This window comes from Streptomyces sp. NPDC002386 (genome assembly GCF_053593175.1).
Map to the genome: position 1 here is coordinate 352,967 of NZ_JBSFBX010000006.1, position 23,126 is coordinate 376,092.

Sequence of the window (23,126 nt, forward strand, 5' to 3'; positions counted from 1 at the left end):
GGATGTCTTTGCGTCCCGGCGCGGTCCGTTGCGCTTCGCCGGCTGATGCTAGGATTTCAGCCATGGCTGAACAGCTGATGATGCGCGGTTTCTGGGGTCCGAGGCAGGAAAAGAGTGATGACCTCGCTGAACGTCTTTCTGCATTCTGTAGGCGATTGGGCGAATTGATCCCGGGTGGGATCGTGCATTGGCTCGATGCGCAGGATGCCGCGGTCGCGCTCGCGAGCCAGGAAGGGGCCAGAGCCTTCGTCGGGCAGCGGTTCGCCGGACTCGCGGACGACGAGGGCCGGTTGGGTGTGGTGCTGGTGGCGTCGGCCGAGGGTGCGGGCGGGACGAAGCTGACATTCAGCGCGAGTGCCGGCGGGTATTCCGAACTGCGGACACTCAAGAACAATGCCGTCCTCAAGATCGATGTGCCCTCCGGTGTCACGGCGCAGGCCCACGCGGAGCTCGCGCGTGAGTGCTTCGCGGTCCTGGTCGAGGAGTGGGAGCCCGATTGGGCGGATCTCACCTCGCACGACCTGTGGGACGCGATCCGTGACAAGGTGCAGGTCAAGAGCAGGACTCCGCGCGCCGGGTTCGTGACGTATCTGTCGTCGGGGCGCAGGGAGGGTGTGCCGGCGGACATCGTGGCTCCGTCCGTGGCCACCGCCGACGGAGGCATCCTCATCGGGGCCGGTACGGGAAGTGAGTTCATCGGCCAGGACCGCGTCGCGCAGATCGACAACGCCCTGCGATCCACGCCGGCGTTCGAACCGGTCCCCACGGACCGCAGCCGACTGTGACCGGATCCGGGACCGGTGAAAGGGGAGTCTCGATGAAGTTCAAGCTGAAATACCCGCCTCTCGCGGCTAACGGACCCGAATTCGCAGCGGACATCGTGGGGGCGGCCAGGGACATCTCCGGGGCCGAACTGGACTACTCGGTGCAGAGCCTCGTGGTGGCCGACGAGTTGATACACGGCATCCGTGCCGAAGGCGCTCCGATCGAAGCCGTCGGCGGAACGCTTTTCGGTTTCGGTGCCTACCTGGGGCAGGTCATGGTGGTGCAGGCGGACATGCGCTGGGTCGACTTCGACGACCGGTCGCGCGAACGGTTCGGTCATGCCTTCGGTGTCGCGGCGGCGGACGGAAGCCTGTGGAATCCGCTGGCGAAGGGATTCGACTGTTTCGCCGGCGAAGACTCCTTGCACTCCTTCTACCGCGTGGCCTGCGCGTGATCCGCGGTCGACACTCGACCCCGGCAGACGAAGCGGGGCCGCTCGGGGCGGCGCGCCCGGTGGGTCCGGCCGCGCGGTGTCCGTCGCTGACGGACATCCCGCACCGGTGAGCGGCATGTCGAGGCTCGAAGACCTGGAGGCCGCGCTGCCCGCGATGACGCGGTGGCGTGTGCCCGGCGGACGCGGCGTGGACTGGGCCGTCCTGGAGGCGGCCCTCGGCACGGCGCTGCCCTCGGACTTCCGCTCGCTGGCGGAGGCGTATCCCGTGCTGGTCGTCGACGACTTCCTGATGGTGTCCCTTCCCCGGCCCGGGGGTGAGGTGTCGTGGGCTTCCGCGTCCCGGGACGACGAGATCCTCCAGGACCTCCACGAGATGGGCGACACCGAGGACTACGTCCCCTTCCCGCAGCCGGGAGGCCTCATGGGCTGGGCGTCGTCCAACTCCGGCGACGACTTCTACTGGAGGACGAGCCCCGCGGACCCGGACGCGTGGCCGGTGGTCGTCCGCACGGACAACGCCGACTGGGCCGAGTTCCCGCTCGGCGCCGTCGAGTTCCTGGCCGGCGTGTACGGGCGCACCATCGATGTTCCGGGCATGCCCCGGAACTTCCCCGGCGACCACCCGGAGGTGCTGGGCCTGAGCGACTGACGGTCGCCCGAGCCCCGGCCACACGCGGGAAACCGTCGTCCCCGGGCCCCCGGGGGCGACGGTTCGCCCCGGTTCGCCCGGGCGTTGGCAACCGCGTCGGCGGCTGCTGTATGAACGGGCCGCCCAAAGACCTCCCGCCCTGCCGAAGGGTCCATTCGTGCTGTCCGGAATACGTCCCCGCCGCAGTGGACACCGTGTCCTCGGCGTCTCCCTGGTCGTGGCCGCCGTGGCCGTGACCGGCTGCTCCCCGCTCGGAGGCGAGTCGAAGCCGGCGCGGAAGCAGCATGCCCCGAGGACCGCGCGGGCCGGATCCGGGCCGGCCGGTACGCCCCGTTCCGCGGAGAGCGCCGCGCCGGAGCCGAGAACCGCCGCGCAGTTCGTCGCCCGTGCCCGGCGGGCCATGAAGGAAGAGCGGGGGTGGACGTTCGTCCTGCGCGGCAGTGAGTCCGCCGTCATGCGGGGACAGGCGCCGTCCGGCGCCACGTACACCGCCACGGTGCACCGCACCACCGGCCCCGAGGCGCTCCAGCAGACCGGCACGGTCACCACCGGCAAGGGGGAGCGCAAGTCCGAGGTGGTGTACGTCGTCGGCGGCACGGGTTACGTCAAGGACGGCGCCGGCGCCTGGAAGAAGGGGCCGCTGTCCGACCCCGGCATCGCCAACGACGTCGAGGATCCCCTCGCGGAGCTGGACGCGTTCGAGGCGTACGCCAAGAGCGCGAAGGTGAACCGCCGCACGGGGGCGGACGGCGCTCTCGTGCGGCTCCGGGTCGAGGCGTCCGGCTGGCAGTTGTCCGCCGCCCGCGGCCGTCCCGCGCTGAAGCGCGCGGTGCGGGAGGTGGAGCCCGCCCTGGCTCAGCTGCGGAAGGCCGGGGTGACGGCGGCCGACGGCCAGGTCACGCTCAAGGGCTTCACCGAGACGTGGGACCTGGACGCGGCGCACGGGTACCGGCTCGCGTCACACCGTTACGCGTTCACCTTCCTCGTCCCGTTCCAGGGCGGCGACATCACGGTGAGCCAGGAGGTACGGGCCGACAACCGGGGTGTGTTCACCGGACGCGTGACCCTGCCCGCCGACGCGATGTGACGACGGCCGCCGGCCGGTCCGGACGGCTCCACTGGTAAGGCCCCGTGTGCGTACCGCAGTTGCCGCCCGCCTCGGCACCTCTTCCGTCGGCTCCCCGGTCGGGTGACGGCCCGGCGCGGGAGGCGGTACCGGCATCGACACCGACGGGCGGGCCGCGCGGCGGGCGGCGGACGTGACCGGCATCTCACCCCGTGAGACGTGAAACGCGTTACTAACTCCGCCGCTGTGCCCCTCACGGGCGCTAGTGTCCGGCCGAGAGATAGGCCCCGGCGTGACCTTTTCGCCTGCCCGGCGGCGTCCGGTGAAGCAACTGCCCCAGGACGCCGGGATCGAACCAGCGAGCAGACCAGGGGAAGGCGACGCCAGGGCCTGACGACAGCGCGTATCAGGGGAGTCGCACAGTGGCACGGAAGCTCGCCGTCATCGGGGCCGGCCTCATGGGGTCCGGCATCGCTCAGGTCGCCGCGCAGGCGGGCTGGGACGTCGTCCTGCGGGACGTCACCGACGAGGCCCTCAAGCGTGGCACCGACGGCATCAAGGCCTCGTACGACAAGTTCGTGAGCAAGGGCAGGCTGGAGGCGCACGACGCCGACACCGCCCTCGGCCGCATCACCGCGACCACCGACCTGGACGCCGCCGCCGACGCCGACATCGTCGTCGAGGCCGTCTTCGAGAAGCTCGAGGTGAAACACGAGATCTTCCGCGCGCTCGACAAGATCGTGCGGCCGGACGCCGTGCTCGCCTCCAACACCTCCGCCATCCCGATCACCAAGATCGCGGCGGCCACCGAGCACCCCGAGCGGGTCGTCGGTGTGCACTTCTTCTCGCCGGTGCCGATGATGCAGCTCGTCGAGCTGGTCCGCGGTTACAAGACCAGCGACGAAACCCTCGCCACCGCGCGGGAGTTCGCCGAGTCGGTCGGCAAGACCTGCATCGTCGTCAACCGGGACGTGGCCGGCTTCGTCACCACCCGCCTCATCTCGGCCCTCGTGGTCGAGGCGACCAAGCTGTACGAGTCCGGCGTGGCCACGGCCGAGGACATCGACCTCGCCTGCAAGCTGGGCTTCGGTCACGCCATGGGCCCGCTGGCCACCGCGGACCTGACCGGCGTGGACATCCTGCTGCACGCCACCGGCAACATCTACACCGAGTCGCAGGACGAGAAGTTCGCCCCGCCGGAGCTGATGCGCCGGATGGTGGACGCCGGTGACATCGGCCGCAAGAGCGGGCAGGGCTTCTACAAGTACTGATCCGTCCGTATCCACACAGATCCGTACGACTCCGAAAGCGCTCCCCGGGAGTAATCACTCCCGGGGGTGAATTCGGTATCGGTTCGCTTACAAGCAGCAACCGCATCGCCACTCAGGCAGTCAGACGTTGCACAGCATTCGCACCGTCACAGCATCAACACCGTCACGGAGTAGGCCACACCGCACTCAACGGGGAGCGCATATGTACATCAGGGGCGACCACGCCGAGCTGGTCGTCGGGGGCCGCCTCGACGTCCGCAGCGCGGCGGACGCCCGTACGGCCCTGCACTCGGCCGTCGACGGAGGAGTCGGCGACCTGGTGCTCGACCTGTCCGAGCTGGACTCCTGGGACGCCACCGGTCTCGGGGTGATCATGGGTGCCCACCGGCGGGCCGGCCGCTGCGGCCGCCGCCTGGTGCTCCGCGAGGTCCCGGCGCAGATGCAGCGGCTGCTGGTCGCCACCCGGCTGCACCGCATCCTCGCCATCGAGGGCGGCATCGGGGTCGAGTCCCTGCCGCGGGTGTAACGCACCGGACCAGGGATGAGCGGGGCGACGGGAGAGACCCGGGCGCAGGCCCCGTACCGCGCGACGAGGGCAATCCTCACCGGACCGTGACGTCTCGGGCCGCGCGGCACCCCGCCCTGTCATGGATACTGTGCGAAGGTTTAGGGTTCGGTCGCCCGCTGCCTGAAGCAACCCTCGAGCGGGCCCGGACCAGAAGCGACGACGTGGTGTGCAGCAGGCCGGGAGGGGCCGGTACTTGAGGGCACACGACGCTTTTGGGGGGCTTGAACCCATGGACCCGATCACTCCGGGACCCGAGGAGCACGGTCAGGCTCTCAGCCGCCGCCCGCCCCGGGAATCCCTCACCTCCGACTTCGGCCAGAGCGCGCCCGCGGTCGCCCGTACGGCACAGGTCGTCTCCGGCGACTTCCTGCTCACCGTCAACCCGGTGGACGGCAGCGAGATAGAACCCTGCCCGCCGCACCAGAGGCCCGAGCGGCCCCGCAAGCGCACACCCGCCGAGCGCGCCGAGACCGAGCGCGCCGCCCGGCCGCCCGTGCCGCCCGGCCCGGCCCTGCCCACGCTCTCCCTGCTGGAGCGTCAGGACGAACGCGAACGCCTGGTCCGGCTGCTGGCCCGGGGCCGCTCGGTGCGGCTCACCGGCCCCGGCGGCTCCGGCCGCACCGCCCTGCTCGACCTCGTCGCCGAGGACTGCGTGGACCTCGCGCCCGACGGCGTCGTCCGGCTCACCGGCTTCCACCGCACCGCCGCCGACCTCCTGCACGACCTGTTCCACGCCGTCCACGACGCCCCGGCGTACCGCCCCGGACAGGACGAACTGGTCGCCCTCGTCGGGGAGGTCGGCGCGGTCGTCGTCGTGGACGACCTGGAGTTCGGCGGCGCCGCCCTGGACGAGCTGCTCGACGCCACCCCCGAGTGCGCCTTCCTGTTCGCCGCCACCCCGGACGTGCCCGGGCCCGCCGCCGGCTCCGAGGTCGAGGAGGTCTTCCTCGGCGGTCTCGACCGCGCGGCCGGCGTGGAGATCCTGGAGCGGGCCGTCGGCCGTGTCCTCACCGAGGAGGAGGCCAACTGGGCCGGCGACCTCTGGTTCGAGTCCGAAGGTCTGCCGCTGCGCTTCGTGCAGGCCGGCGCCCTGCTCCGGCAGCGCGACCAGCTTCGCGCCAGCACCGGGGCGGTCGACGAGTACGGCGTCTTCGAGGACCTGCGGCCCCAGGCCGAGCAGGAGTTCGACGCCGACGAGGGCGATCAGGTGGCCCTGCCGTCCCTCGGCGAGGCCGCCGCGCCCGCCCCGCTGCTCGCCGCCCGGCTGAGCGCCTCCGCCCGCGCCACCCTCCGCCTCGCGGTGGCGCTCGGCGGCGAGGTGCCGCACCAGGCGCATCTGCCCGCCCTGGTCGGCGACACCCACGCGGACGCCGCGCTCGGTGAACTCGCGAGCTGCGGACTCGTCTCGGCGGTCGGCTCCCGCTACCGGCTGGCGGCCGGTGTGCAGGCCCAGCTGGAGGCCGCCGGTTACGACGCCGACGCCCGCGCCGAGGCCCGCACGGCCGCCGAGCACTACGCCTGGTGGGCCGGTCACCCCTCGGTCACCCCCGAGCGGGTGTGCGCCGAGGCCGACGCGGTGCTCGCCGCGCTCACCGTGGTGGTGCCGGCCACCGAACCCGCCGCCGAGGGTGAGGAGAGCGTCGCGGTGCGGCTCGCCCGCACCGCCGCGCCCGCCTTCGCCGCCGGGCTGCACTGGAGCGCCTGGGAGCGCTCGCTGCGCTCCGGCACCGAGGCCTCCCGGCTCTCCGGCGATGTCCCCGAACAGGTCTACTTCCACCATGAGTTGGGCGTCCTCGCACTCTGCTGCGGGCAGCTCGACCGGGCCCGTGCCGAACTTGAGGCCTCCGGCGGCCTGCGCGGGGCGCTGGCCGACAAGCGGGGCGCCGTCGCCGGGCGCCGCGCGCTGGCGCTGGTCGCCGACCTCTCCGGAGAGGCGCCCGGGACGGCGGCGATGGCCGGCGAGGAGGTGCCGGACGCCCGCCACGAGGAGTCCGCCGCACCGCCCGGCGGAGTGCCGGCCGCCCGTACGGCGCCGTTCGGCCCGGCCGCCGAACCCCTGATCACCCGTCAGGCCCCGGCCGCCGCGACCGGCGGCGGCATCCGCCGGCTGGCCCGCCGCAACCTGGTCGCGGCCGGTTCCGGTGCGCTGCTCGTCGCCGTGCTCGGCACGGTCGTCACCCTCGGCATGACCTCCGAGCAGAACGCCGACCGGAACCCGGCCGGCACGGTCGACGTCAACCCGTCGGTGAGCCAGGGCGTCGAGGACGGCGACCCCGGCTCCGGCCCGAAGAAGGACCACGACGGGGACGCGGGCCCCGGAACGGTCTCCAGCAGCCCGACCAACCCCGGCCCCGACGGCACCTACGGCACCTCGGACGACCCGGCCCCGCCCGCGGAGAGCTCCGGCCCGTCGTCCCGTCCGAGCGCCACGAAGGGCACGGACGGCGGGGGTACGACGCCGACGCCGACCAGGAGCACCCACCGGCCGGGCTCGCCGACGCCCACGCCGACCAGGTCCACTCCGTCGAGCAGCCCGCCGGCCAGCTCCAGCGCGCCGGGGTCCCCGTCCCCGTCCGCCAGCCCGTCCTCGTCGCCGGGGACGTCCACCTCGGCGAGCGGCCCGGCGTCCGGAGCCCCGACGGCGTCGAGCGGCGTGGCGAGCGCGCCGGCGGCCGGCGGCCCGGACGTGGTGGCGTGACCCCGCCCGCCCGACGCGCGAGGGCCGGTTCCCCCGGGGAACCGGCCCTCGGCCGTGTCGGTGTCGCCGCGGCTCAGAACAGCCGCAGCTTGTCGTCCTCGATGCCGCGCATGGCGTTGTAGTCCAGGATCTGGCAGTTGATGCCGCGGTCCGTGGCGAGGACCCGGGCCTGCGGCTTGATCTCCTGGGCGGCGAAGACACCGCGGACCGGCGCCAGATGAGGGTCGCGGTTCAGCAGTTCGAGGTAGCGGGTGAGCTGCTCGACGCCGTCGATCTCGCCGCGCCGCTTGATCTCGACGGCGACGGTCCCGCCGTCCGCGTCCCGGCAGAGGATGTCCACCGGGCCGATCGCGGTCATGTACTCGCGGCGGATGAGGGTGTAGCCCTCGCCGAGCGTCTCGATGCGGTCGGCGAGCAGTTCCTGCAGGTGCGCCTCGACGCCGTCCTTGATCAGACCGGGGTCCACACCGAGTTCGTGCGAGGAGTCGTGGAGGATCTCCTCCATCGTGATGATCAGTTTCTCGCCCGCTTTGTTGATCACCGTCCAGACACCGGCGTCCGCGTCCGCGCCCTCCTTGAGCGTGCAGGGCGGGGACATCCAGTTGAGGGGCTTGTACGCCCGGTCGTCCGCGTGGATGGAGACGCTGCCGTCCGCCTTGACCAGGATCAGGCGGGGCGCCGAGGGCAGGTGGGCGGTGAGCCGGCCGGCGTAGTCGACCGAGCATCGGGCAATGACGAGACGCATGGTCGGCAACGCTACTCGACACCCGGTGGTGCACGCGATTCGCCCTCCCGCCGCCGGCCCCACCGGCACCGCGCACCAGGGAAACCACCCCTTTTATCCCTGGAAACTCCTGTTCAACTCTGGCCGATTGTGTGCCCAAAGGGACCGTTCCATATACGCAATCTGCTGGTGTGGTCACCGACCGTTGCCTACCGTAGAGAACGGGAGGTCGCGGTCCGTGTACCCAGCGTGTTCGGTATCGCGAACTCCCCTGTCTGTCCGGCAACCCCTGCTCGTCGGGGGTGCGAGAGGAGAACCCATGTCGCTCGACGTCTCACCGGCCCTACTCGAACAGGCCGAGCGAGGCGAGGTCGACGAAGCAGCATTCGTCGACTGCGTCCGGACCTCCCTGCCTTATGCGTGGGAGATGATCAGCTCCCTGGTGGCCCAGCTGAAGGTGGACGGCGGACCCTTCGCCGACAACCAGACGCCCCCGCCGGACGAGCAGGCACGTGGTCAGCTGCTGCGTGCGCTGGCGAGTGACGCCATACGCGGTGCGCTGCAGCGGCACTTCGGTGTACGGCTCGCCTTCCAGAACTGCCACCGGGTCGCGGTGTTCCCGCTGGACGACTCGGTGGACGAGACGCTGGCCCGCTTCACCTCGATGCGCAACCAGTTGCTGAACCAGTCGCCGGAACTCCGGGACTGCTGACGCGCGGACACCCGGCTGCTGACACAGTGAGCCGCTCGCTTGCCGCTCCGCCCGGGGGAGGTGCATACGTACTGGGGCGGCAAGCACCCCTGGGCGCCGGGGATCCGGCGGCCCGTCAGCGCAGCTGGGGCAGCACCTCGGCGCCCAGCCGCCGCACGTTCTCCTCCGTCGCCGCGAGGTCGCCCGACCCCTCGACAAGCAGGGCGAACCGGGAGATCCCGGTGCGTTCCGAGGTGGCCGCGAGCCGGTCGGCGGCCAGCCGCGGGGTGCCCACCGGGTGCAGCCCGCAGAGCAGTTCGGTGTAGGCGAACGGGTCGCGCATCGCGCGCGCCCGGCCGTCCACCGTCACATGGGCGTCGAGGCCCTGTTTCAGCCAGCCCGGCATCGCCTTCAGCAGGGTCTCCACCGCGTCGGTGCGCCGGTCCGCGAGCTGGCAGACGCCCGCCGAGACATGGGCCGCGCCCGCGATCTCCTCGGCCGGCCGGCCGGCAGCCCGCGCGGACCGCCGCCACAGGGCGACCATCTCGGCCTTTTCCTCGTCACCGATGTGCATCCCGAGCAGCATCGGCAGTCCGCGCTCGGCCGCCAGCCGGACCGTGGCCGGTGAGGTGCAGGCGACGACCACCTCCGGTCCCGGCGTCTCCGTCAGCGCCTCCGAGGGGCGGGGCACGACGGGCACCTCCCGGAAGGAGAAGCGTTCACCCGAAGCCGCGACGGACGGTTCGCGCAGCCAGCGCACCAGCAGATCGAGTGATTCCGGGAACCCCCGCTCGTACGCCTCCAGGCCCGCGCCGAACACCTCCAGGTCCACCCACGGCCCGCCGCGCCCCACGCCCAGCGTGAACCGCCCGCCGCTCGTCAGGTGCAGCAGCGCGGCCTGTTCGCCGAGGGCGACCGGGTGGGCGGTGGGCAGCACACTGACCGCGGTGCCGACCCGGACGCGCTCGGTGCGGCCGAGCAGCAAGGCGGCCAGGGTGACCGCGGACGGACATGTGCCGTACGGCACGAAGTGGTGCTCGGCCAGCCACACTGTGTCCAGCCCGGCCTGTTCGGCGACCTCCGCCGAGCGGACCGCCCGGTGCAGTGCCTCCCCGGGGCCCTGACCCGGGAACTGGGCCGCCAGCACAAAGCTTCCTACGCGCATCGCTCTTCCTGCTTCCTTGGCTCCGACCGGAGCTCCCCCACCCGGCATAACCGTCTGACACGTGCCGAGGACACGGCCTGGCGGGGAGATTTGCGGATTGTCTGCAGAATGCGCGCCTTGGCAGGGGTACTTGTGCGGTTCGGAGTGCTACGCGTACCCGTACCGGCGCCGCGTACGCTGGATGCGGCCCGTGCTTCCTGTATAGCTCCGAGAGGTGTCCCGTGTCCCCGCGTCGCAACCGACCGAAGGCAGCCGGATCGTCCGGCCGGAGCGCCGAGGACGATCAGGACGGCCGGTACGGCGGCTGGCAGTCCGCGGAGAGCTGGCGGGGCGAGGAGTGGAGCGTGCGCCACGTCGCGGGGGCGAGCGCCGAGGGCAAGACCTACCGCTGCCCGGGCTGCGACCAGCTCATCCCCTCCGCCGTCCCGCACGTGGTGGCCTGGCCCGAGCACGCCGGCGTGGACGACCGCCGGCACTGGCACAAGGCGTGCTGGAACGCGAAGGACCGCCGCACCACGAGGGTGCAGCGGTCCCGTAACGCGCCGAGGTTCTGACCCCGGGACTCAGACGTCCCGGCTCTGGAGCAGGGCGTAGGCGCCCGCGTAGGCCGCGGCGGTCACGCCCAGCATGATCCACAGCGGGTCCCAGCCCGACGGGCCGGAGTGGCTGAGGGTGTTGTCGTAGAACACGCCCATCTGGCTCGGGATCGAGTACTCCAGCAGCGCCGTCTGAACCTTCTCCAGCGACGACGCGTTCATGAAGAGCGCGATCACCAGCGGCGCGAGCACGGCGCCGATCATGATGGTGATGGCGCCCGCCGAGTGCCGGATCATCGAGCCGACGAGCAGCGACAGCAGTCCGAGCAGTGCGATGTAGAGGCTGATGCCGAGCGTGGCCTTCAGCCATTCCCCGGTGGTCGGGCTCTTCGCGCCCTGGCCGTCCAGCATGGAGGCCTGGAGCATCGCCACGAAGGACACCACCGCCAGCGTCACCACGAAGGCGAGCGCGAAGAAGACGATCGCCTTGGCGGCCAGCACCCGGCCCCGGCTCGGGCAGGCGGTCATCGTCGTACGGATCATGCCCGTGCCGTACTCGGAGGCCGTGGTCAGCACGCCGAGCGTGATGATGCACATCATGCCGATCAGCAGGCCGAAGAAGCCGAGGGTCAGCGGGCTCTGGCCGCTGAGGTCGCCGGAGCCCCGGACCGCCACACCGGCGAGCAGGCCGATGCCGACGACCAGCAGGACGAAGACGCCGAGCGTCCACATCGTCGAGCGCACCGACTTGATCTTGGTCCACTCGGACGCCAGCGCGTGCCCGAGGTGGGTGCGCACGACGGGGATCGGCGAGTTGTAGCCGGGGAGGTTCCCGCCGGGCGCCGCCTGCCATTCGGGCGCGGCGGCCGGGGCCTGCGGCATCGGGGGCTGGTGGGTGCTCATCGGGCGTCCTCGGGCTGGGTCGGGTCGGCGGCCGGGGCCGCGGGTGCGGACTGGGACGGTCGGTCGGCCGGGGCCGGGGGAGCGGCCGCCGGGGGCTGTGCCTGCGGCGCCGGCTGTGCCTGCGGGACCGGCGGAGCCTGGGGCGCCTGTGCGGCGGGGGCGGCGTACGGGTTGGGGGCGCCCGCGCCGGGTGCCCCGTACGGTGCGCCCGCGGGAGCACCGCCGTACGGCCCCTGGGGCGCCTGCATCGCGAACGGGTGGCCGCCCGCCTGCGGCGGCGGCGGGGCGTACCAGCCGGGCTGGCCCTGGCCGGGAACCGGCATGGGCGGCTGGGCGCCGGGCGGCAGCGGCTGCTGCAGCCCCGCCTTCTGGTCGATGGTGGAGCGGTAGTCGACGGCGCCCTGCGTCATCCGCATGTAGGCCTCCTCCAGCGAGGCCTGGTGCGGCGACAGCTCCCACAGCCGTACGTCCGCCTCGTGCGCGAGGTCGCTGATGCGGGGCAGCGGCAGCCCGGTCACGCGCAGCGCGCCGTCCTGCTCCGGCAGCACATGACCGCCCGCCTCGGTGAGCGCGGAGGACAGCTTCTCGCGCAACTGGGGCTCGGTGTCGGGCGTGCGGACCCGCGCGAAGTCGGCGGAGTTGGCGGAGATGAACTCCTTCACGCTCATGTCCGCGAGGAGCTGGCCGCGCCCGATGACGATGAGATGGTCGGCGGTCAGCGCCATCTCGCTCATCAGGTGCGAGGAGACGAAGACGGTACGGCCCTCGGCGGCCAGCGCCTTCATCAGGTTGCGTACCCAGAGGATGCCCTCGGGGTCGAGGCCGTTGACCGGCTCGTCGAAGAGGAGCACCTGGGGGTCGCCGAGCAGCGCGGCGGCGATGCCGAGCCGCTGGCCCATGCCCAGCGAGAAGCCCTTCGACCGCTTCTTCGCCACTTCCTGGAGACCGACCACCCCGAGCACCTCGTCCACCCGGCGGGCCGGGATGCCGGAGAGCTGGGCGAGGCTGAGCAGGTGGCTGCGGGCGGACCGGCCGCCGTGCACCGCCTTGGCGTCGAGCAGCGCGCCGACCTGGCGGGGGGCGTTGGGCAGCCTGCGGTAGGGGTAGCCGCCGATGGTCACGGCGCCGGACGTCGGATTGTCCAGCCCGAGGATCATCCGCATGGTGGTCGACTTGCCCGAGCCGTTGGGCCCGAGGAAGCCGGTCACCGCACCCGGTCGCACCTGGAAGGAAAGGTTGTACACGGCGGTCTTGTCGCCGTAGCGCTTGGTCAGGCCGACAGCCTCGATCATGCTCCGCACCCATCGAAAGGTTCAGGACAGCGGGGCACACGCCCCCGTAAGGGTTAGGAGGATATCCGGGCGCTGACGGTTCCGGCCAAGGAAAAGTAAAGCCAGAGCGTCACCGAACGTGGCCGAAACGACTCACTGGGCGTCCCGCCGCTTCAGCAGGGCGTACCCTCCCGCGAGCGCCGCGGCCACCCACAGCGCCATGATCCCGAGCCCGCCCCAGGGGCCGTAGGGGGTGTCGTCACCGATCCTCGGCACCACCTGCATGATCCGGCTGCCGGCCTGGTCGGGCAGGAACCGGCCGATCTTCTTGGTGGCGTCCACGTTGCCGAGGATGTTGGAGACGAGGAAGAAGAACGGCATCAGGATGCCGAGCGAGAGCAGCGGCGAGCGCAGCATCGTGGCGACGCCCATGGAGAACATCGCGATCAGCGTCATGTAGAGACCGCCGCCGATCACCGCGCGCAGCACACCCGGGTCGCCGAGATGGGTGCGCAGGGAGCCCAGCATGGCCTGCCCGAGGAAGAACGCGGCGAAGCTGGTGGCCATGCCGACCAGCAGCGCGAGCGCGGTGGCCACGGCGATCTTGCCGAACAGGAAGGTGCCCCGCTGCGGCACGGCGGCCAGCGACACCCGGATCATGCCGGTGCTGTACTCGTTGGAGACGACGAGCACCCCGAACACGATCATGGCGAGCTGGCCCAGGGTCATGCCCGCGAAGCTGACCACGGTGGCGTCGAAGGAGAGCCGGTCGCGCACCGGCATGTTGTCGAACTGGTTCCGGGTCAGCGCGGAGATGAGCATCCCGAGGGCGAGCGTGACCAGGACGGCCAGCGAGAGGGTCCACACCGTGGACGAGACGGACCGGATCTTGGTCCACTCGGACCGGATCACCTGCGCGGCGGCCATGCTCAGGCTCCCTTCCAGCCGGCGCCCCAGTCCTGGCGGACCGGGACGGTGGGTTCGGTGTGCGCGTGGTACTCCACCGACTCGGCCGTGAGCCGCATGAACGCCTCCTCCAGCGAGGCGTGCTGCGGGCTCAGCTCGTGCAGCACGATCCCGTTGCGTGCGGCCAGTTCCCCGATCCGCTCCGCCTTGCCGCCCTCCACCTCCAGCGCTCCGCCGCCCGCCTCGACGACGGTGATCCCGCCCTCGTGCAGCACGTCCAGGAGCCGCTCGCGCTGGGGCGTACGGATGCGCACGTAGGCCCGCGAGTGCTGCCGGATGAAGTCGGCCATGGAGGTGTCGGCGAGCAGCCGCCCCTGTCCGATGACCACCAGGTGCTCGGCGGTCAGCGCCATCTCGCTCATCAGATGGCTGGAGACGAACACCGTCCGCCCCTGGGCGGCCAGCGACTTCATCAGGTTCCGGATCCAGTGGATGCCCTCCGGGTCGAGCCCGTTGACCGGCTCGTCGAACATCAGGATCCGCGGATCGCCGAGCAGCGCGCCCGCGATGCCGAGCCGCTGGCCCATGCCGTACGAGAACCCCTTGGCCTTCTTCCGCGCCACGGCGGTGAGCCCGACGGCGTCGAGCACCTCGCCCACCCGGCGCGCCGGGATGCCGTTGCTCTGCGCCAGACAGAGCAGGTGGTTGTGGGCGCTGCGGCCGCCGTGCACCGCCTTGGCGTCGAGCAGCGCCCCGATCGAGGTGAGCGGGTCCCTGAGCTGCTCGTAGTGGCGGCCGTCGATGCGCACGTCACCGGCGGTCGGCCGGTCCAGCCCGAGGATCATCCGCATGGTCGTGGACTTCCCGGCGCCGTTGGGCCCGAGAAAACCCGTCACGATGCCCGGGCGCACGGTGAAGGTGAGGTGGTCCACCGCCACCTTCTCGCCGTACCGCTTGGTCAGCCCCTCGAGCTCGATCATGCGGCCACGCTAGGACGGGGGCAGGGGCCCTGCCACTCGGGAGGACGGCTCGGTCCGCGGCGGTGAGCGCGGTCAGCGGGAGGGCCGGCGGATCCGGATCGGGCCGCGGGCCCGCGCGGGATCGACGCGAGTGCCGTGCTGGGTGATCTCCACCTGCCCCCGGGCCGCGAGCCGGGAGGCGGCCCGGCGGACGGGCTCCATCAGTTCCCGCCAGCCGTCGTCGTCGGACCGGTGGACCGCACGGGCCACGTCCGACGGACAGACCGAGGCGCCCGGCGCTCTGCGGTCCAGCAGATCGAGGACCGCCTCCTCCAGGGACCTGTCGGTGTCGGACATGGGGCGGCCCCTCTCACTCTTCCGTCAGGCTACGCGCACACGGAAGGGGCGGCGGGACAAGGTCCCACCGCCCCTCACCGGGTCGCTCGACTAGCGGGTCTGCTGCGCCGGGACACCCCGGGAGATCGACTCGTCCTCGGCCGGCGAACCGGCGGCGGCCACCGCGGCACCGGTCAGCGTGGCGAGCATCTCGCGCACGTTCGTGAGCTGGGCGTTGATGGAGTCGCGGCGGTTGGTGAGAGCCGCGAGCTCGCGCTCGGATTCCGAACGGATCCGGTCGGCCTTGGCATTGGCGTCGGCCACGATGTCCTCGGCCTGGCGCTGGGCCGTCTCCACCGTCTGGCGGGCGCGGCGCTCGGCGTCGGTGCGCAGCTTCTCCGCCTCCAGACGGAGCTGCTCGGCGCGGTGCTCGATCTCCGCGAGGCGCTTCTCGGCCTTCTGCTGACGCGAGGCCAGGTCGCGCTCGGACTGCTCGCGGCGCTTGGCCAGGTTCGTCTCGAAGTCGGCGGCGGCCTGCGCGGCCTTGGCACGGGTCTCCTCGAAGAGGGCGTCCGCCTCCTCGCGCTTGGACTGCGCGTCCTTCTGCGCGTCGGTGCGGAGCTGGGCGGCCTCGCCCTTGGCCTTCTCGACGATCCGGACGCCCTCGTCCTCGGCCTTGGCCTTGCGCTCGGCGGCGAAGGACTCGGCGTCGTTGCGGACCTGCTGGGCCGCCGACTCGGCAAGCTCGCGGTGCTGCTCGGCCGCGCGCCGCGCCTCGTCGCGCAGATCCTTGGCCTCTTCCTCGGCCAGGCGCAGGATCTTCTCGACCCGCGCCCCGAGACCCGCGTACGACGGCTCGGCGTCGGTGACCTGGGCCTGCGCGTTCTGCGTCTCGAGGTGCAGCTCCTCGATGCGCTTCTCCAGCGCGGTGATGCGGGAGAGGGCGCTGTCACGGTCGGAGACGAGCTTGGAGATGCGTTCGTCCACCTGAGCGCGGTCGTACCCACGCCGCACAAGCTCGAAGCCGTAGGGGGAAGTGTCGCTCATGGGGTTCCTGTCGAATGAGACCGGTGAGGTGATAGGTGGAATCCTAGGCGCCGAAGCGGTGTGTCATCGAGCGGATACGTGTTTGATCTGGAGAATGACACCTCTTTCGGGTGGCTGATCACATGACGGCTTGCCAAAGACCTGGGCAAAGCACCCAGAAGACACCTCAAGCCTTCCCGTTCGCTAGCTCTCCGACGACTTGCCACCCGAACGGGGGGAACCCACCGTCGCTCCCGCCTTGACCCCGTTGTCCTTGCCGGCCGCCGGCGTCTCGAAGGACTCCAGCGCCTCCAGGACGTCCTGGACCCGGGAGATCTCGGTGTTGATGTCCTCGCGGCGGCGCACCAGCAGCTCCAGCTCCCGCTTGCCCTCCTCGACCGTGCGCCGCGCCTCGCGGACCGCCTCGGCCTTGAGCTCCTCGGCCTCCCTGACCAGCGTGGCCTTCTTCTGCTCGGCCTCCTTGAGCAGCCCCTCCGCCTTCTTGACGGCGGCGATGCGGACCTTGCCGGCCTCGGAGTTGGCCTCCGACACCAGTTCCTTGGCCTTCGACTGCGCCTCGGCGAGCTGCTCCTCGGCGGCCTTGATCAGCGCGTCGCAGCGGTCGCCGGTCGACTTCATCGTCTCGGCGGCCTCCCGGCGGGCCCGCTCGTGCAGCTCCTCGATCTCGGCGGTGATGCGTTCGCGCAGCTCCTCCGCGCGCTCGCGGATCGCGGTCGCGTCCCGGCGGGCGCCGACCAGCAGCTCGTCCGCGTCCGTGCGGGCCTTCTCCACCCGGGAGTTGCCCTCGACGGTCGCCTCGGACACGATCCGGTCGGCCTCGCTGCGGGCCGCGCCCACCATCGTGTCGGCCTGCGACTCCGCGTCCGCGGTGGTCTTCAGCGCCTGCTGCTGGGCCTCGGTGAGCAGCTTGTCCGCCTCGGCCGTGGTCTCCGTGATGAGCGTGTCGACCTGCTCGGCCGCCTCCGACCGCCGCTTGTTGGCGTCCTTGCGGGCCGCGTCCAGGGTGCGCTCGGCCTCCTCGCGCGCGGACCCGGTCAGCCGCTCGGCCTCGGCCTCGGCGTCCGCCCGCAGCCGCTCGGCCTCGGCCCGCAGCCGCTCCGCGTGCGCCTGCGCCGAACCCACCGTCTCGGCGGCCTCGGCACGCAGCCGTTCGGCCTCGCCGGTGGCGTCCCCGACGAGCTGCTCGGCGTTCGCGACGGCCTCGGCGCGGACCCGGTCCGCCTCCGTGACCGCCTCGGCCCGCACCCGCTCGGCCTCGGCGGCCGTCTCGGTCTGCAGCCGCTCCGCCTCGGCGGTGGCCTCCGTGATGAGCGTGTCCACCTGGGCCGCCGCGTCCGAACGGATGCGGTTGGCGTCCTCCCGGGCGTCCGCCCGGGTGCGGGAGGCGGCCTGGTCGGCCTCGGCGAGCGCGTCCGACGCCTCGGTGCGCACCCGCTGGGCGTGCGCGGACGATTCGGTGCGCAGCCGGTCGGACTCCGCGATCGCCTCCGCGACCGTGCGCTCGGCGAGCGCCTTGGCGGCCTCCGCCTCCTCGTGCGCCTCGCGCCGCAGCCGCGAGGCGTCCTCGCCGGCCCGCTCCCGCTCGGCGTAGGCGTCGGAGCGGACCCGGTCCGCCTCCTCCTGCGCCTCCCGCTTCGTACGGTCGGCCGCGTGCTCGGCGGCCGAACGCAGCCCGGTGATCTCCGCCTGCGCCTGCTCGTGCAGCCCGGCGACGGAGTCCCGTACCTGCTGGGCGTGCTGCTCGGCGGCGGACACCATCTCGGTGGCGCGCCGGTCGGCCTCCTCGACCAGCCGGGTCGCCTCGGTCTGCGCGTCCTCCACCCGCTTGCGGGCCGAGGCCAGCAGCTCCTCGCTCTGCTCGCGGGCCCGCTCGCGCTCCTGGTCGGCCTCGGACCGCGCGGCACCGAGCAGCTCCTCGGCCTCGCGGCGGCGGCGGGCCGCCTCCTCCTGGGCCGCGGCCAGCGTCTCGGACGCCTCGGTGCCGAGCCGCTCGGCGGCGGCCTGCGCCTCCGCGCGGACCCGGTCGGCGGTCTCCTGGGCCTCCACCTTCAGCCGTTCGGCCTCGGTCGCGGCCTCCGTGCGCAGCCGCACGGCGACGGCCTCGCCCTCGGCGCGCGAGGCGGACGCGTCCGAGGCGGCCTCGGTGCGCAGCCGTTCGGCCTCGTCCTCGGCCTGCTGCTGGAGCGTACGGATCCGCTCGGCGGCCTCCGTGCGCAGCCGCTCGCCCTCCTCGGCGGCCTCCCGGCGGATCCGGGCGGCCTCCTCACGGGCCTCGCCGAGGGCCTGTTCGGCCGACGCCAGCCGCTCCTGGGCCTCGGTCTGCAGCCGGGTCAGCTCCTCGGCGGCCTCGGCGCGCCGCGCCTCGACCGCCCGCTCGGTCTCCTCGCGCAGTTCGCGCGCGGCCCGTTCGGCGTCCGCCTTCAGCGCGTCGGACTGCTCGACGACCTCCGCGCGGTGCCGCTCGGCCTCCTTGCGGGTGCGCTCCAGTGTCTCCTCGGCCTGCCGGCGCAGCGTGGTGGCCCGCTCGATGGCCTCGGTGCGCACCTTCTCGCTGTCCGAGGTCGCCTTCTGGCGCAGCTCGTCGGCGTCCGCCCGGGCCTTGGCGAGCAGCTCCTCGGCGGACCTGGCCGCCTCCTCGATCTGGGCCACGGCCTCCCGGCGGGCCTCGGCGCGGATGGACTCGCCCTCCGCGACCGCGTCGGCGCGCAGCTGCTCGGCCTCGCCGCGCAGCCGGCGCGCCTCCTCCTGCAGCTCGACCGTCTTGGCGCGGTACTCCTTGGTGTCGTCCTTCGCCGCGCCCTTGAGCTGCTCGGCGATGTCGTGCGCCTCGGAGCGCAGCCGGTCCGCCTCGGCCTCGGCCTCCCGGCGGACCCGCTCGGCCTCCTCGGCCGCGGCCTTGATGGTCTTCTTGGCGTCCTCCGACGCCTTGTCGAGGACGTCCTCGGCGGTCCGGGCCGCCTTCGACAGCTGGGTCGCCGTCTCCTCGGCGGTGACGCTGCGGGCCTTCTCACCGGCCTCGGCGACGATCTTCTCGGCCTCGGCGCGCGCGTCCGCGACCAGCTGCTCGGCCTCGGACCTGGTGTTCTCGGCCTCCTTGGTGGCCTCCTCGACCAGCCGGGCGACCTGCTCCTTGGCGGTACGGGTGCGGGTCTCGTTGGCGGCCTCGGCGCCGGCCAGCGCCTTGGCGGCCGCCTCCTTGGCCTCCGTGAGCAGCTTCTCGGACTCGGACTGCGCCTTGCGCAGCGCCTCCTCGGCCTCCGCCATGCGCTGCTCGGCGGCCCGGCTCAGCTCGGTGGACTGCCGGCGGGCGGCGTCCGACTCGTTGGCGGTGGAGGTGCGCAGCTGCTCGGCGTGGTCGGTGGCCTCCTGCGCCTGCGTGGAGGCGGCGTTCAGCAGCCGCTCGGCGTCGGTGCGGGCACGGCGCAGCAGCTGCTCGGCCTCGGCGCGCGCGGCCTCCGCGTCGCTCTGCAGCCGCTCGCGGGCCTCCCGGGTCAGCCGCTCGGCCTCCGCGCGGGCGGCGGCCATGGCCTGCTCGGCCTCGGCACGGGACTCTTCCAGCAGCCGGCGGGCCTGCGACTCGGTGCGGGCGCGAAGCTGCTCCGCCCACGCCACGTTCTCGTTGACGTGCGACTCGACGGTCTGCCGCCGCTCGGCCAGCTCCTGGTCGAGCTGCTGGCGGCGGGTGACCGCCTCCTGGTGCAGCTCGGTCTGGAGCCGCGCGGCCTGCTCGGCGTGCTCCTGCAGGATGCGCTGGGTCTGCGCGCGGGCCTGGCTCAGCTCCCGCTCGGCGTCCTGGCGCAGCTGGTCGGCCTGCATCTGGGCATTGCGGAGCAACTGCTCGGCCTGATAGCCGATGTCACCGCCGTCATAGGCGGGCCGGGTCATCAGGGTGCGGCGCGCCTCGTGCAGCTTGGCGCGCAGCACCTCGACCTGGTAGCCGAGGTCCTCGGCGTGCTGAATCGCCTTTTCCCGCTCGGTCCTCAGCCGCTTCATCTCGGCCTCGAACCGAGAGAGGTGGTCGACGTCAGCCGCCGGCTCTCGCTCCTGGCTCTCGTAGCCCCGCACTGCGCGGTCCCATCCGTCCCCTGGTGAGCTTCTCCAACGAGCACCGCCCATCCGCCGGACGGAGCCCCCGGGGAATGGTGTCAGATCAACGGCGGAGCACGGGCTGCTGCCCCGACGCTCGTCCCCCGAAACCCGGACCCCGGCATGCGGTCGTCCCGGTTCTGAGGACGACCGCCCCCAACCCTACCGGCCCATATGTACGAGGGTCAGTGCTCAGGTGACTCAACTGGGGCCGAAGTGACCAGTTCTGTCAGGACACCGTGGCAATCCTTCGGGTGCAGGAAGGTGATCCGCGACCCCATGGAGCCGCGTCGTGGCTCGTCGTACAGAACGCGTACGCCCTTGCCCCGGATGGAGTCGGCGTCCGCGTCGACGTCCGCCGTACCGAAGGCGATGTGGTGGACGCCCTCGCCGTTCTTGGCCAGCCACTTGCCGACCGCGGAGTCCTCGCGGGTCGGTTCCAGGAGCTGGAGGTAGGAGGCGCCGCCGTCGGACGTCTCGTTGATCTTGAGCATGGCCTCGCGCACGCCCTGTTCCTCGTTGACCTCGGTGTGGAACACCTCGAAGCCGTACGTGGCCCGGTAGAACTCGACGGTGGCGTCGAGGTCGTGGCAGGCGATCCCGATGTGGTCGATTCGCGTCAGCATGGATTCAGTGCAGCGCCACCGCCGTGGTTACGCAACGTGCGCGCGATCACACCGACGGGCCGATGACGGCACGGAGTGCCGCTCAGTACATTCGAAGTAAACCCTCGTTCACTCCTCGGCTGTGCAGGCCGGTAAGGGGATCGCAGCTCATGTCTTCTGGAACACCCGGTACGACCAGCTCGGTGATCGTCGCGGGCGCGCGTACGCCCATGGGGCGGCTGCTCGGCTCGCTGAAGTCCTTCTCGGGAGCCGACCTCGGCGGCTTCGCGATCAAGGCCGCCCTCGACCGTGCGGGGATCGGTGGCGACCAGGTGCAGTACGTGATCATGGGTCAGGTGCTGCAGGCCGGGGCGGGTCAGATCCCGGCCCGCCAGGCCGCGGTCAAGGCCGGCATTCCCATGAACGTCCCGGCGCTGACCATCAACAAGGTGTGTCTCTCGGGTCTGGACGCGATCGCGCTGGCCGACCAGCTGATCCGCGCCGGCGAGTTCGACATCGTGGTGGCCGGCGGCCAGGAGTCCATGACCAACGCCCCGCACCTGCTGCCGAAGTCCCGTGAGGGCTACAAGTACGGTGCCGTCGAGCTGCTCGACGCCATGGCCCACGACGGCCTGACCGACTCCTTCGAGAACATCGCCATGGGCGAGTCGACGGAGAAGCACAACACGCGCCTCGGCATCAAGCGCCCGGAGCAGGACGAGATCGCCGCCCTGTCGCACCAGCGGGCCGCCGCCGCGCAGAAGAACGGCATCTTCGAGGCCGAGATCACCCCGGTCGAGATCCCGCAGCGCAAGGGCGAGCCGGTCCTCTTCAGCAAGGACGAGGGCATCCGCGGCGACACCACCGCGGAGTCGCTCGGCAAGCTGCGGCCCGCGTTCGCGAAGGACGGCACGATCACCGCCGGGTCCTCCTCGCAGATCTCGGACGGCGCGGCCGCCGTGGTCGTGATGAGCAAGGCCAAGGCGCAGGAGCTGGGCCTGGAGTGGCTCGCCGAGATCGGCGCGCACGGCAACGTGGCCGGCCCGGACAACTCCCTGCAGTCCCAGCCGTCCAACGCCATCCAGCACGCCCTGAAGAAGGACGGCCTGGAGGTCTCCGACCTCGACCTCATCGAGATCAACGAGGCCTTCGCGGCGGTCGCGGTCCAGTCAATGAAGGACCTCGGCGTTTCCACGGAAAAGGTGAACGTCAACGGCGGCGCCATCGCGCTGGGTCACCCGATCGGCATGTCCGGCGCCCGGCTCGTGCTGCACTTGGCGCTGGAGCTCAAGCGCCGGGGCGGCGGCGTCGGCGCGGCCGCGCTGTGCGGCGGCGGCGGTCAGGGTGACGCCCTGATCGTGCGGGTACCGAAGGCCTGAGTCCGAAGTCGTGTCGGTGAAGTGAACGGAGCTGTTTGATGCAGGACGTCTCCTCTCTGGTGGCCCAGGCCAGGGAAGGCCGGCCGCGGGCCGTGGCCCGGCTGATCTCCTTGGTGGAGGGGGCGTCCCCGCAACTCAGGGAGGTCATGGCGGCGCTCGCCCCGCTGACCGGCAACGCCTACGTGGTGGGCCTGACCGGCTCGCCCGGCGTCGGCAAGTCGACCTCCACCTCCGCCCTCGTCACGGCGTACCGCAAGCAGGGCAGGCGGGTCGGGGTCCTGGCCGTCGACCCGTCGTCGCCCTTCTCCGGGGGCGCCCTGCTGGGTGACCGCGTCCGCATGTCGGACCACGCCTCCGACCCCGGCGTCTACATCCGCTCGATGGCCACCCGGGGCCACCTGGGCGGTCTGGCCTGGGCGGCGCCCCAGGCGATCCGCGTGCTGGACGCGGCGGGCTGCGACGTGATCCTGGTGGAGACGGTCGGCGTCGGCCAGTCCGAGGTGGAGATCGCCTCCCAGGCGGACACGTCCGTGGTGCTGCTGGCCCCGGGCATGGGCGACGGCATCCAGGCGGCGAAGGCCGGAATCCTGGAGATCGGCGACGTCTACGTCGTCAACAAGGCCGACCGTGACGGCGCCGACGCCACGGCCCGCGAGCTGAACCACATGCTGGGCCTGGGCGAGGCCCGCGGCCCCGGTGACTGGCGCCCGCCCATCGTCAAGACGGTCGCGGCCCGTGCCGAGGGCGTGGACGAGGTGGTGGAGGCCCTGGAGAAGCACCGGGCCTGGATGGAGGAGCACGGCGTGCTGGCCGAGCGCCGCCGGGCCCGCGCGGCCCGCGAGGTGGAGACCATCGCGGTCACGGCCCTGCGCGAGCGGATCGGCGACCTCCACGGTGACCGCAGGCTCAGCGCTCTCGCCGAGCGCATCGTGGCGGGCGGCCTGGACCCCTACCGCGCGGCGGACGAGCTGGTGGCGGGGCTGACGGAGGGCTGACCGCCGGGTGCCCGGGCGCGGCCCCCGGGGCGCGGGCCGCGCCCGCGCCCCG

21 protein-coding genes are annotated in these 23,126 nt (G+C 72.3%); 11 read left to right on the top strand and 10 right to left on the bottom strand.

Translation table 11 applies throughout. From position 1 onward, the window contains the following. Positions 1-62: 62 nt before the first annotated feature. From ACWCPN_RS15585 to ACWCPN_RS15615, 7 genes are all read left to right on the top strand, one after another. Positions 63-785, top strand: coding sequence for an Imm52 family immunity protein (locus ACWCPN_RS15585; RefSeq protein WP_451205933.1), 723 nt, complete (start codon positions 63-65; stop codon positions 783-785). Between the two features lie 32 nt (positions 786-817). Beyond that, positions 818-1,219: a hypothetical protein gene (locus tag ACWCPN_RS15590; RefSeq protein WP_199212030.1), complete on the top strand. Its 402-nt coding sequence runs from the start codon at positions 818-820 to the stop codon at positions 1,217-1,219. Between the two features lie 115 nt (positions 1,220-1,334). Then, a complete protein-coding gene (locus tag ACWCPN_RS15595) occupies positions 1,335-1,868 on the top strand; it encodes an SMI1/KNR4 family protein (protein WP_451205938.1) in 534 nt (177 codons plus the stop codon). Positions 1,869-2,025: 157 nt separating this feature from the next. After that, on the top strand, positions 2,026-2,955 hold the full coding sequence (locus tag ACWCPN_RS15600; RefSeq protein ID WP_451205940.1) for a hypothetical protein: 930 nt from the start codon (positions 2,026-2,028) through the stop codon (positions 2,953-2,955). A 401-nt stretch (positions 2,956-3,356) separates the two neighbouring features. Further along, entirely contained in the window at positions 3,357-4,205 is an 849-nt protein-coding gene (locus ACWCPN_RS15605) for a 3-hydroxyacyl-CoA dehydrogenase family protein (RefSeq protein ID WP_351672366.1), read from the top strand. 202 nt (positions 4,206-4,407) lie between these two features. Then, positions 4,408-4,731 (top strand): STAS domain-containing protein, encoded by a 324-nt coding sequence (locus tag ACWCPN_RS15610; RefSeq protein WP_451205943.1) that lies wholly within the window; start codon positions 4,408-4,410, stop codon positions 4,729-4,731. A gap of 271 nt (positions 4,732-5,002) precedes the next feature. Beyond that, positions 5,003-7,471: an ATP-binding protein gene (locus ACWCPN_RS15615; RefSeq protein ID WP_451205946.1), complete on the top strand. Its 2,469-nt coding sequence runs from the start codon at positions 5,003-5,005 to the stop codon at positions 7,469-7,471. A gap of 73 nt (positions 7,472-7,544) precedes the next feature. Here the strand turns inward: ACWCPN_RS15615 and nucS are convergent, their stop codons facing one another. Next, a complete protein-coding gene (nucS, locus tag ACWCPN_RS15620; protein ID WP_365119659.1) occupies positions 7,545-8,216 on the bottom strand; it encodes an endonuclease NucS in 672 nt (223 codons plus the stop codon). Positions 8,217-8,514: 298 nt separating this feature from the next. Here nucS and ACWCPN_RS15625 point away from each other — a divergent pair, with 298 nt between their 5' ends. Further along, complete coding sequence (locus ACWCPN_RS15625) at positions 8,515-8,907, top strand: SCO5389 family protein (RefSeq protein ID WP_199212035.1); 393 nt, start codon at positions 8,515-8,517, stop codon at positions 8,905-8,907. A 115-nt stretch (positions 8,908-9,022) separates the two neighbouring features. On the opposite strand, the gene ACWCPN_RS15630 is transcribed toward ACWCPN_RS15625, so the two are convergent. Then, a complete protein-coding gene (locus ACWCPN_RS15630) occupies positions 9,023-10,051 on the bottom strand; it encodes an LLM class flavin-dependent oxidoreductase (protein WP_451205949.1) in 1,029 nt (342 codons plus the stop codon). A gap of 221 nt (positions 10,052-10,272) precedes the next feature. Between ACWCPN_RS15630 and ACWCPN_RS15635 the strand changes: the two genes are divergently transcribed. Beyond that, the gene (locus tag ACWCPN_RS15635) at positions 10,273-10,605 is read left to right on the top strand and encodes an ATP/GTP-binding protein (protein WP_199212037.1); all 333 of its coding nucleotides are present in this window, start codon (positions 10,273-10,275) and stop codon (positions 10,603-10,605) included. Between the two features lie 9 nt (positions 10,606-10,614). Here ACWCPN_RS15635 and ACWCPN_RS15640 read toward each other — a convergent pair whose 3' ends face one another. From ACWCPN_RS15640 to mce, 8 genes are all read right to left on the bottom strand, one after another. Next, positions 10,615-11,490, bottom strand: a complete 876-nt coding sequence (locus tag ACWCPN_RS15640) for an ABC transporter permease (RefSeq protein ID WP_199212038.1) — start codon at positions 11,488-11,490, stop codon at positions 10,615-10,617. Continuing rightward, positions 11,487-12,782 (bottom strand): ATP-binding cassette domain-containing protein, encoded by a 1,296-nt coding sequence (locus ACWCPN_RS15645; RefSeq protein ID WP_451205953.1) that lies wholly within the window; start codon positions 12,780-12,782, stop codon positions 11,487-11,489. The genes ACWCPN_RS15640 and ACWCPN_RS15645 overlap by 4 nt, the downstream gene beginning before the upstream one ends. A gap of 132 nt (positions 12,783-12,914) precedes the next feature. Further along, entirely contained in the window at positions 12,915-13,688 is a 774-nt protein-coding gene (locus ACWCPN_RS15650; RefSeq protein WP_199212039.1) for an ABC transporter permease, read from the bottom strand. Positions 13,689-13,690: 2 nt separating this feature from the next. After that, positions 13,691-14,647 (bottom strand): ABC transporter ATP-binding protein, encoded by a 957-nt coding sequence (locus tag ACWCPN_RS15655; RefSeq protein ID WP_392403260.1) that lies wholly within the window; start codon positions 14,645-14,647, stop codon positions 13,691-13,693. Between the two features lie 72 nt (positions 14,648-14,719). Further along, positions 14,720-14,983, bottom strand: a complete 264-nt coding sequence (locus tag ACWCPN_RS15660; protein ID WP_451205956.1) for a DUF3253 domain-containing protein — start codon at positions 14,981-14,983, stop codon at positions 14,720-14,722. A gap of 90 nt (positions 14,984-15,073) precedes the next feature. Continuing rightward, positions 15,074-16,009, bottom strand: a complete 936-nt coding sequence (locus ACWCPN_RS15665; RefSeq protein WP_451205959.1) for a cellulose-binding protein — start codon at positions 16,007-16,009, stop codon at positions 15,074-15,076. A gap of 183 nt (positions 16,010-16,192) precedes the next feature. Further along, positions 16,193-20,074 (bottom strand): polarized growth protein Scy, encoded by a 3,882-nt coding sequence (gene scy, locus ACWCPN_RS15670; RefSeq protein ID WP_451205962.1) that lies wholly within the window; start codon positions 20,072-20,074, stop codon positions 16,193-16,195. Between the two features lie 206 nt (positions 20,075-20,280). Further along, positions 20,281-20,721: a methylmalonyl-CoA epimerase gene (mce, locus tag ACWCPN_RS15675; protein ID WP_199212042.1), complete on the bottom strand. Its 441-nt coding sequence runs from the start codon at positions 20,719-20,721 to the stop codon at positions 20,281-20,283. 149 nt (positions 20,722-20,870) lie between these two features. On the opposite strand from mce, the gene ACWCPN_RS15680 reads away from it, so the two are divergent. Next, the gene (locus ACWCPN_RS15680; RefSeq protein WP_365119642.1) at positions 20,871-22,079 is read left to right on the top strand and encodes an acetyl-CoA C-acetyltransferase; all 1,209 of its coding nucleotides are present in this window, start codon (positions 20,871-20,873) and stop codon (positions 22,077-22,079) included. Between the two features lie 38 nt (positions 22,080-22,117). Continuing rightward, positions 22,118-23,074 carry a methylmalonyl Co-A mutase-associated GTPase MeaB gene (meaB, locus tag ACWCPN_RS15685; protein WP_358936009.1) on the top strand — a complete coding sequence of 319 codons (957 nt, stop codon included), beginning with the start codon at positions 22,118-22,120 and terminating at the stop codon, positions 23,072-23,074. Positions 23,075-23,126 lie beyond the last annotated feature (52 nt).

Bases quoted from the DNA above. Each gene is read 5' to 3' on its own strand.
- ACWCPN_RS15585 (WP_451205933.1), top strand. From the start codon at position 63: ATGGCTGAACAGCTGATGATGCGCGGTTTCTGGGGTCCGAGGCAGGAA.
- ACWCPN_RS15590 (WP_199212030.1), top strand. From the start codon at position 818: ATGAAGTTCAAGCTGAAATACCCGCCTCTCGCGGCTAACGGACCCGAA.
- ACWCPN_RS15595 (WP_451205938.1), top strand. From the start codon at position 1,335: ATGTCGAGGCTCGAAGACCTGGAGGCCGCGCTGCCCGCGATGACGCGG.
- ACWCPN_RS15610 (WP_451205943.1), top strand. From the start codon at position 4,408: ATGTACATCAGGGGCGACCACGCCGAGCTGGTCGTCGGGGGCCGCCTC.
- ACWCPN_RS15615 (WP_451205946.1), top strand. From the start codon at position 5,003: ATGGACCCGATCACTCCGGGACCCGAGGAGCACGGTCAGGCTCTCAGC.
- nucS (WP_365119659.1), bottom strand. From the start codon at position 8,216: ATGCGTCTCGTCATTGCCCGATGCTCGGTCGACTACGCCGGCCGGCTC.
- ACWCPN_RS15625 (WP_199212035.1), top strand. From the start codon at position 8,515: ATGTCGCTCGACGTCTCACCGGCCCTACTCGAACAGGCCGAGCGAGGC.
- ACWCPN_RS15630 (WP_451205949.1), bottom strand. From the start codon at position 10,051: ATGCGCGTAGGAAGCTTTGTGCTGGCGGCCCAGTTCCCGGGTCAGGGC.
- ACWCPN_RS15640 (WP_199212038.1), bottom strand. From the start codon at position 11,490: ATGAGCACCCACCAGCCCCCGATGCCGCAGGCCCCGGCCGCCGCGCCC.
- ACWCPN_RS15645 (WP_451205953.1), bottom strand. From the start codon at position 12,782: ATGATCGAGGCTGTCGGCCTGACCAAGCGCTACGGCGACAAGACCGCC.
- ACWCPN_RS15650 (WP_199212039.1), bottom strand. From the start codon at position 13,688: ATGGCCGCCGCGCAGGTGATCCGGTCCGAGTGGACCAAGATCCGGTCC.
- ACWCPN_RS15655 (WP_392403260.1), bottom strand. From the start codon at position 14,647: ATGATCGAGCTCGAGGGGCTGACCAAGCGGTACGGCGAGAAGGTGGCG.
- ACWCPN_RS15660 (WP_451205956.1), bottom strand. From the start codon at position 14,983: ATGTCCGACACCGACAGGTCCCTGGAGGAGGCGGTCCTCGATCTGCTG.
- ACWCPN_RS15665 (WP_451205959.1), bottom strand. From the start codon at position 16,009: ATGAGCGACACTTCCCCCTACGGCTTCGAGCTTGTGCGGCGTGGGTAC.
- mce (WP_199212042.1), bottom strand. From the start codon at position 20,721: ATGCTGACGCGAATCGACCACATCGGGATCGCCTGCCACGACCTCGAC.
- ACWCPN_RS15680 (WP_365119642.1), top strand. From the start codon at position 20,871: ATGTCTTCTGGAACACCCGGTACGACCAGCTCGGTGATCGTCGCGGGC.
- meaB (WP_358936009.1), top strand. From the start codon at position 22,118: ATGCAGGACGTCTCCTCTCTGGTGGCCCAGGCCAGGGAAGGCCGGCCG.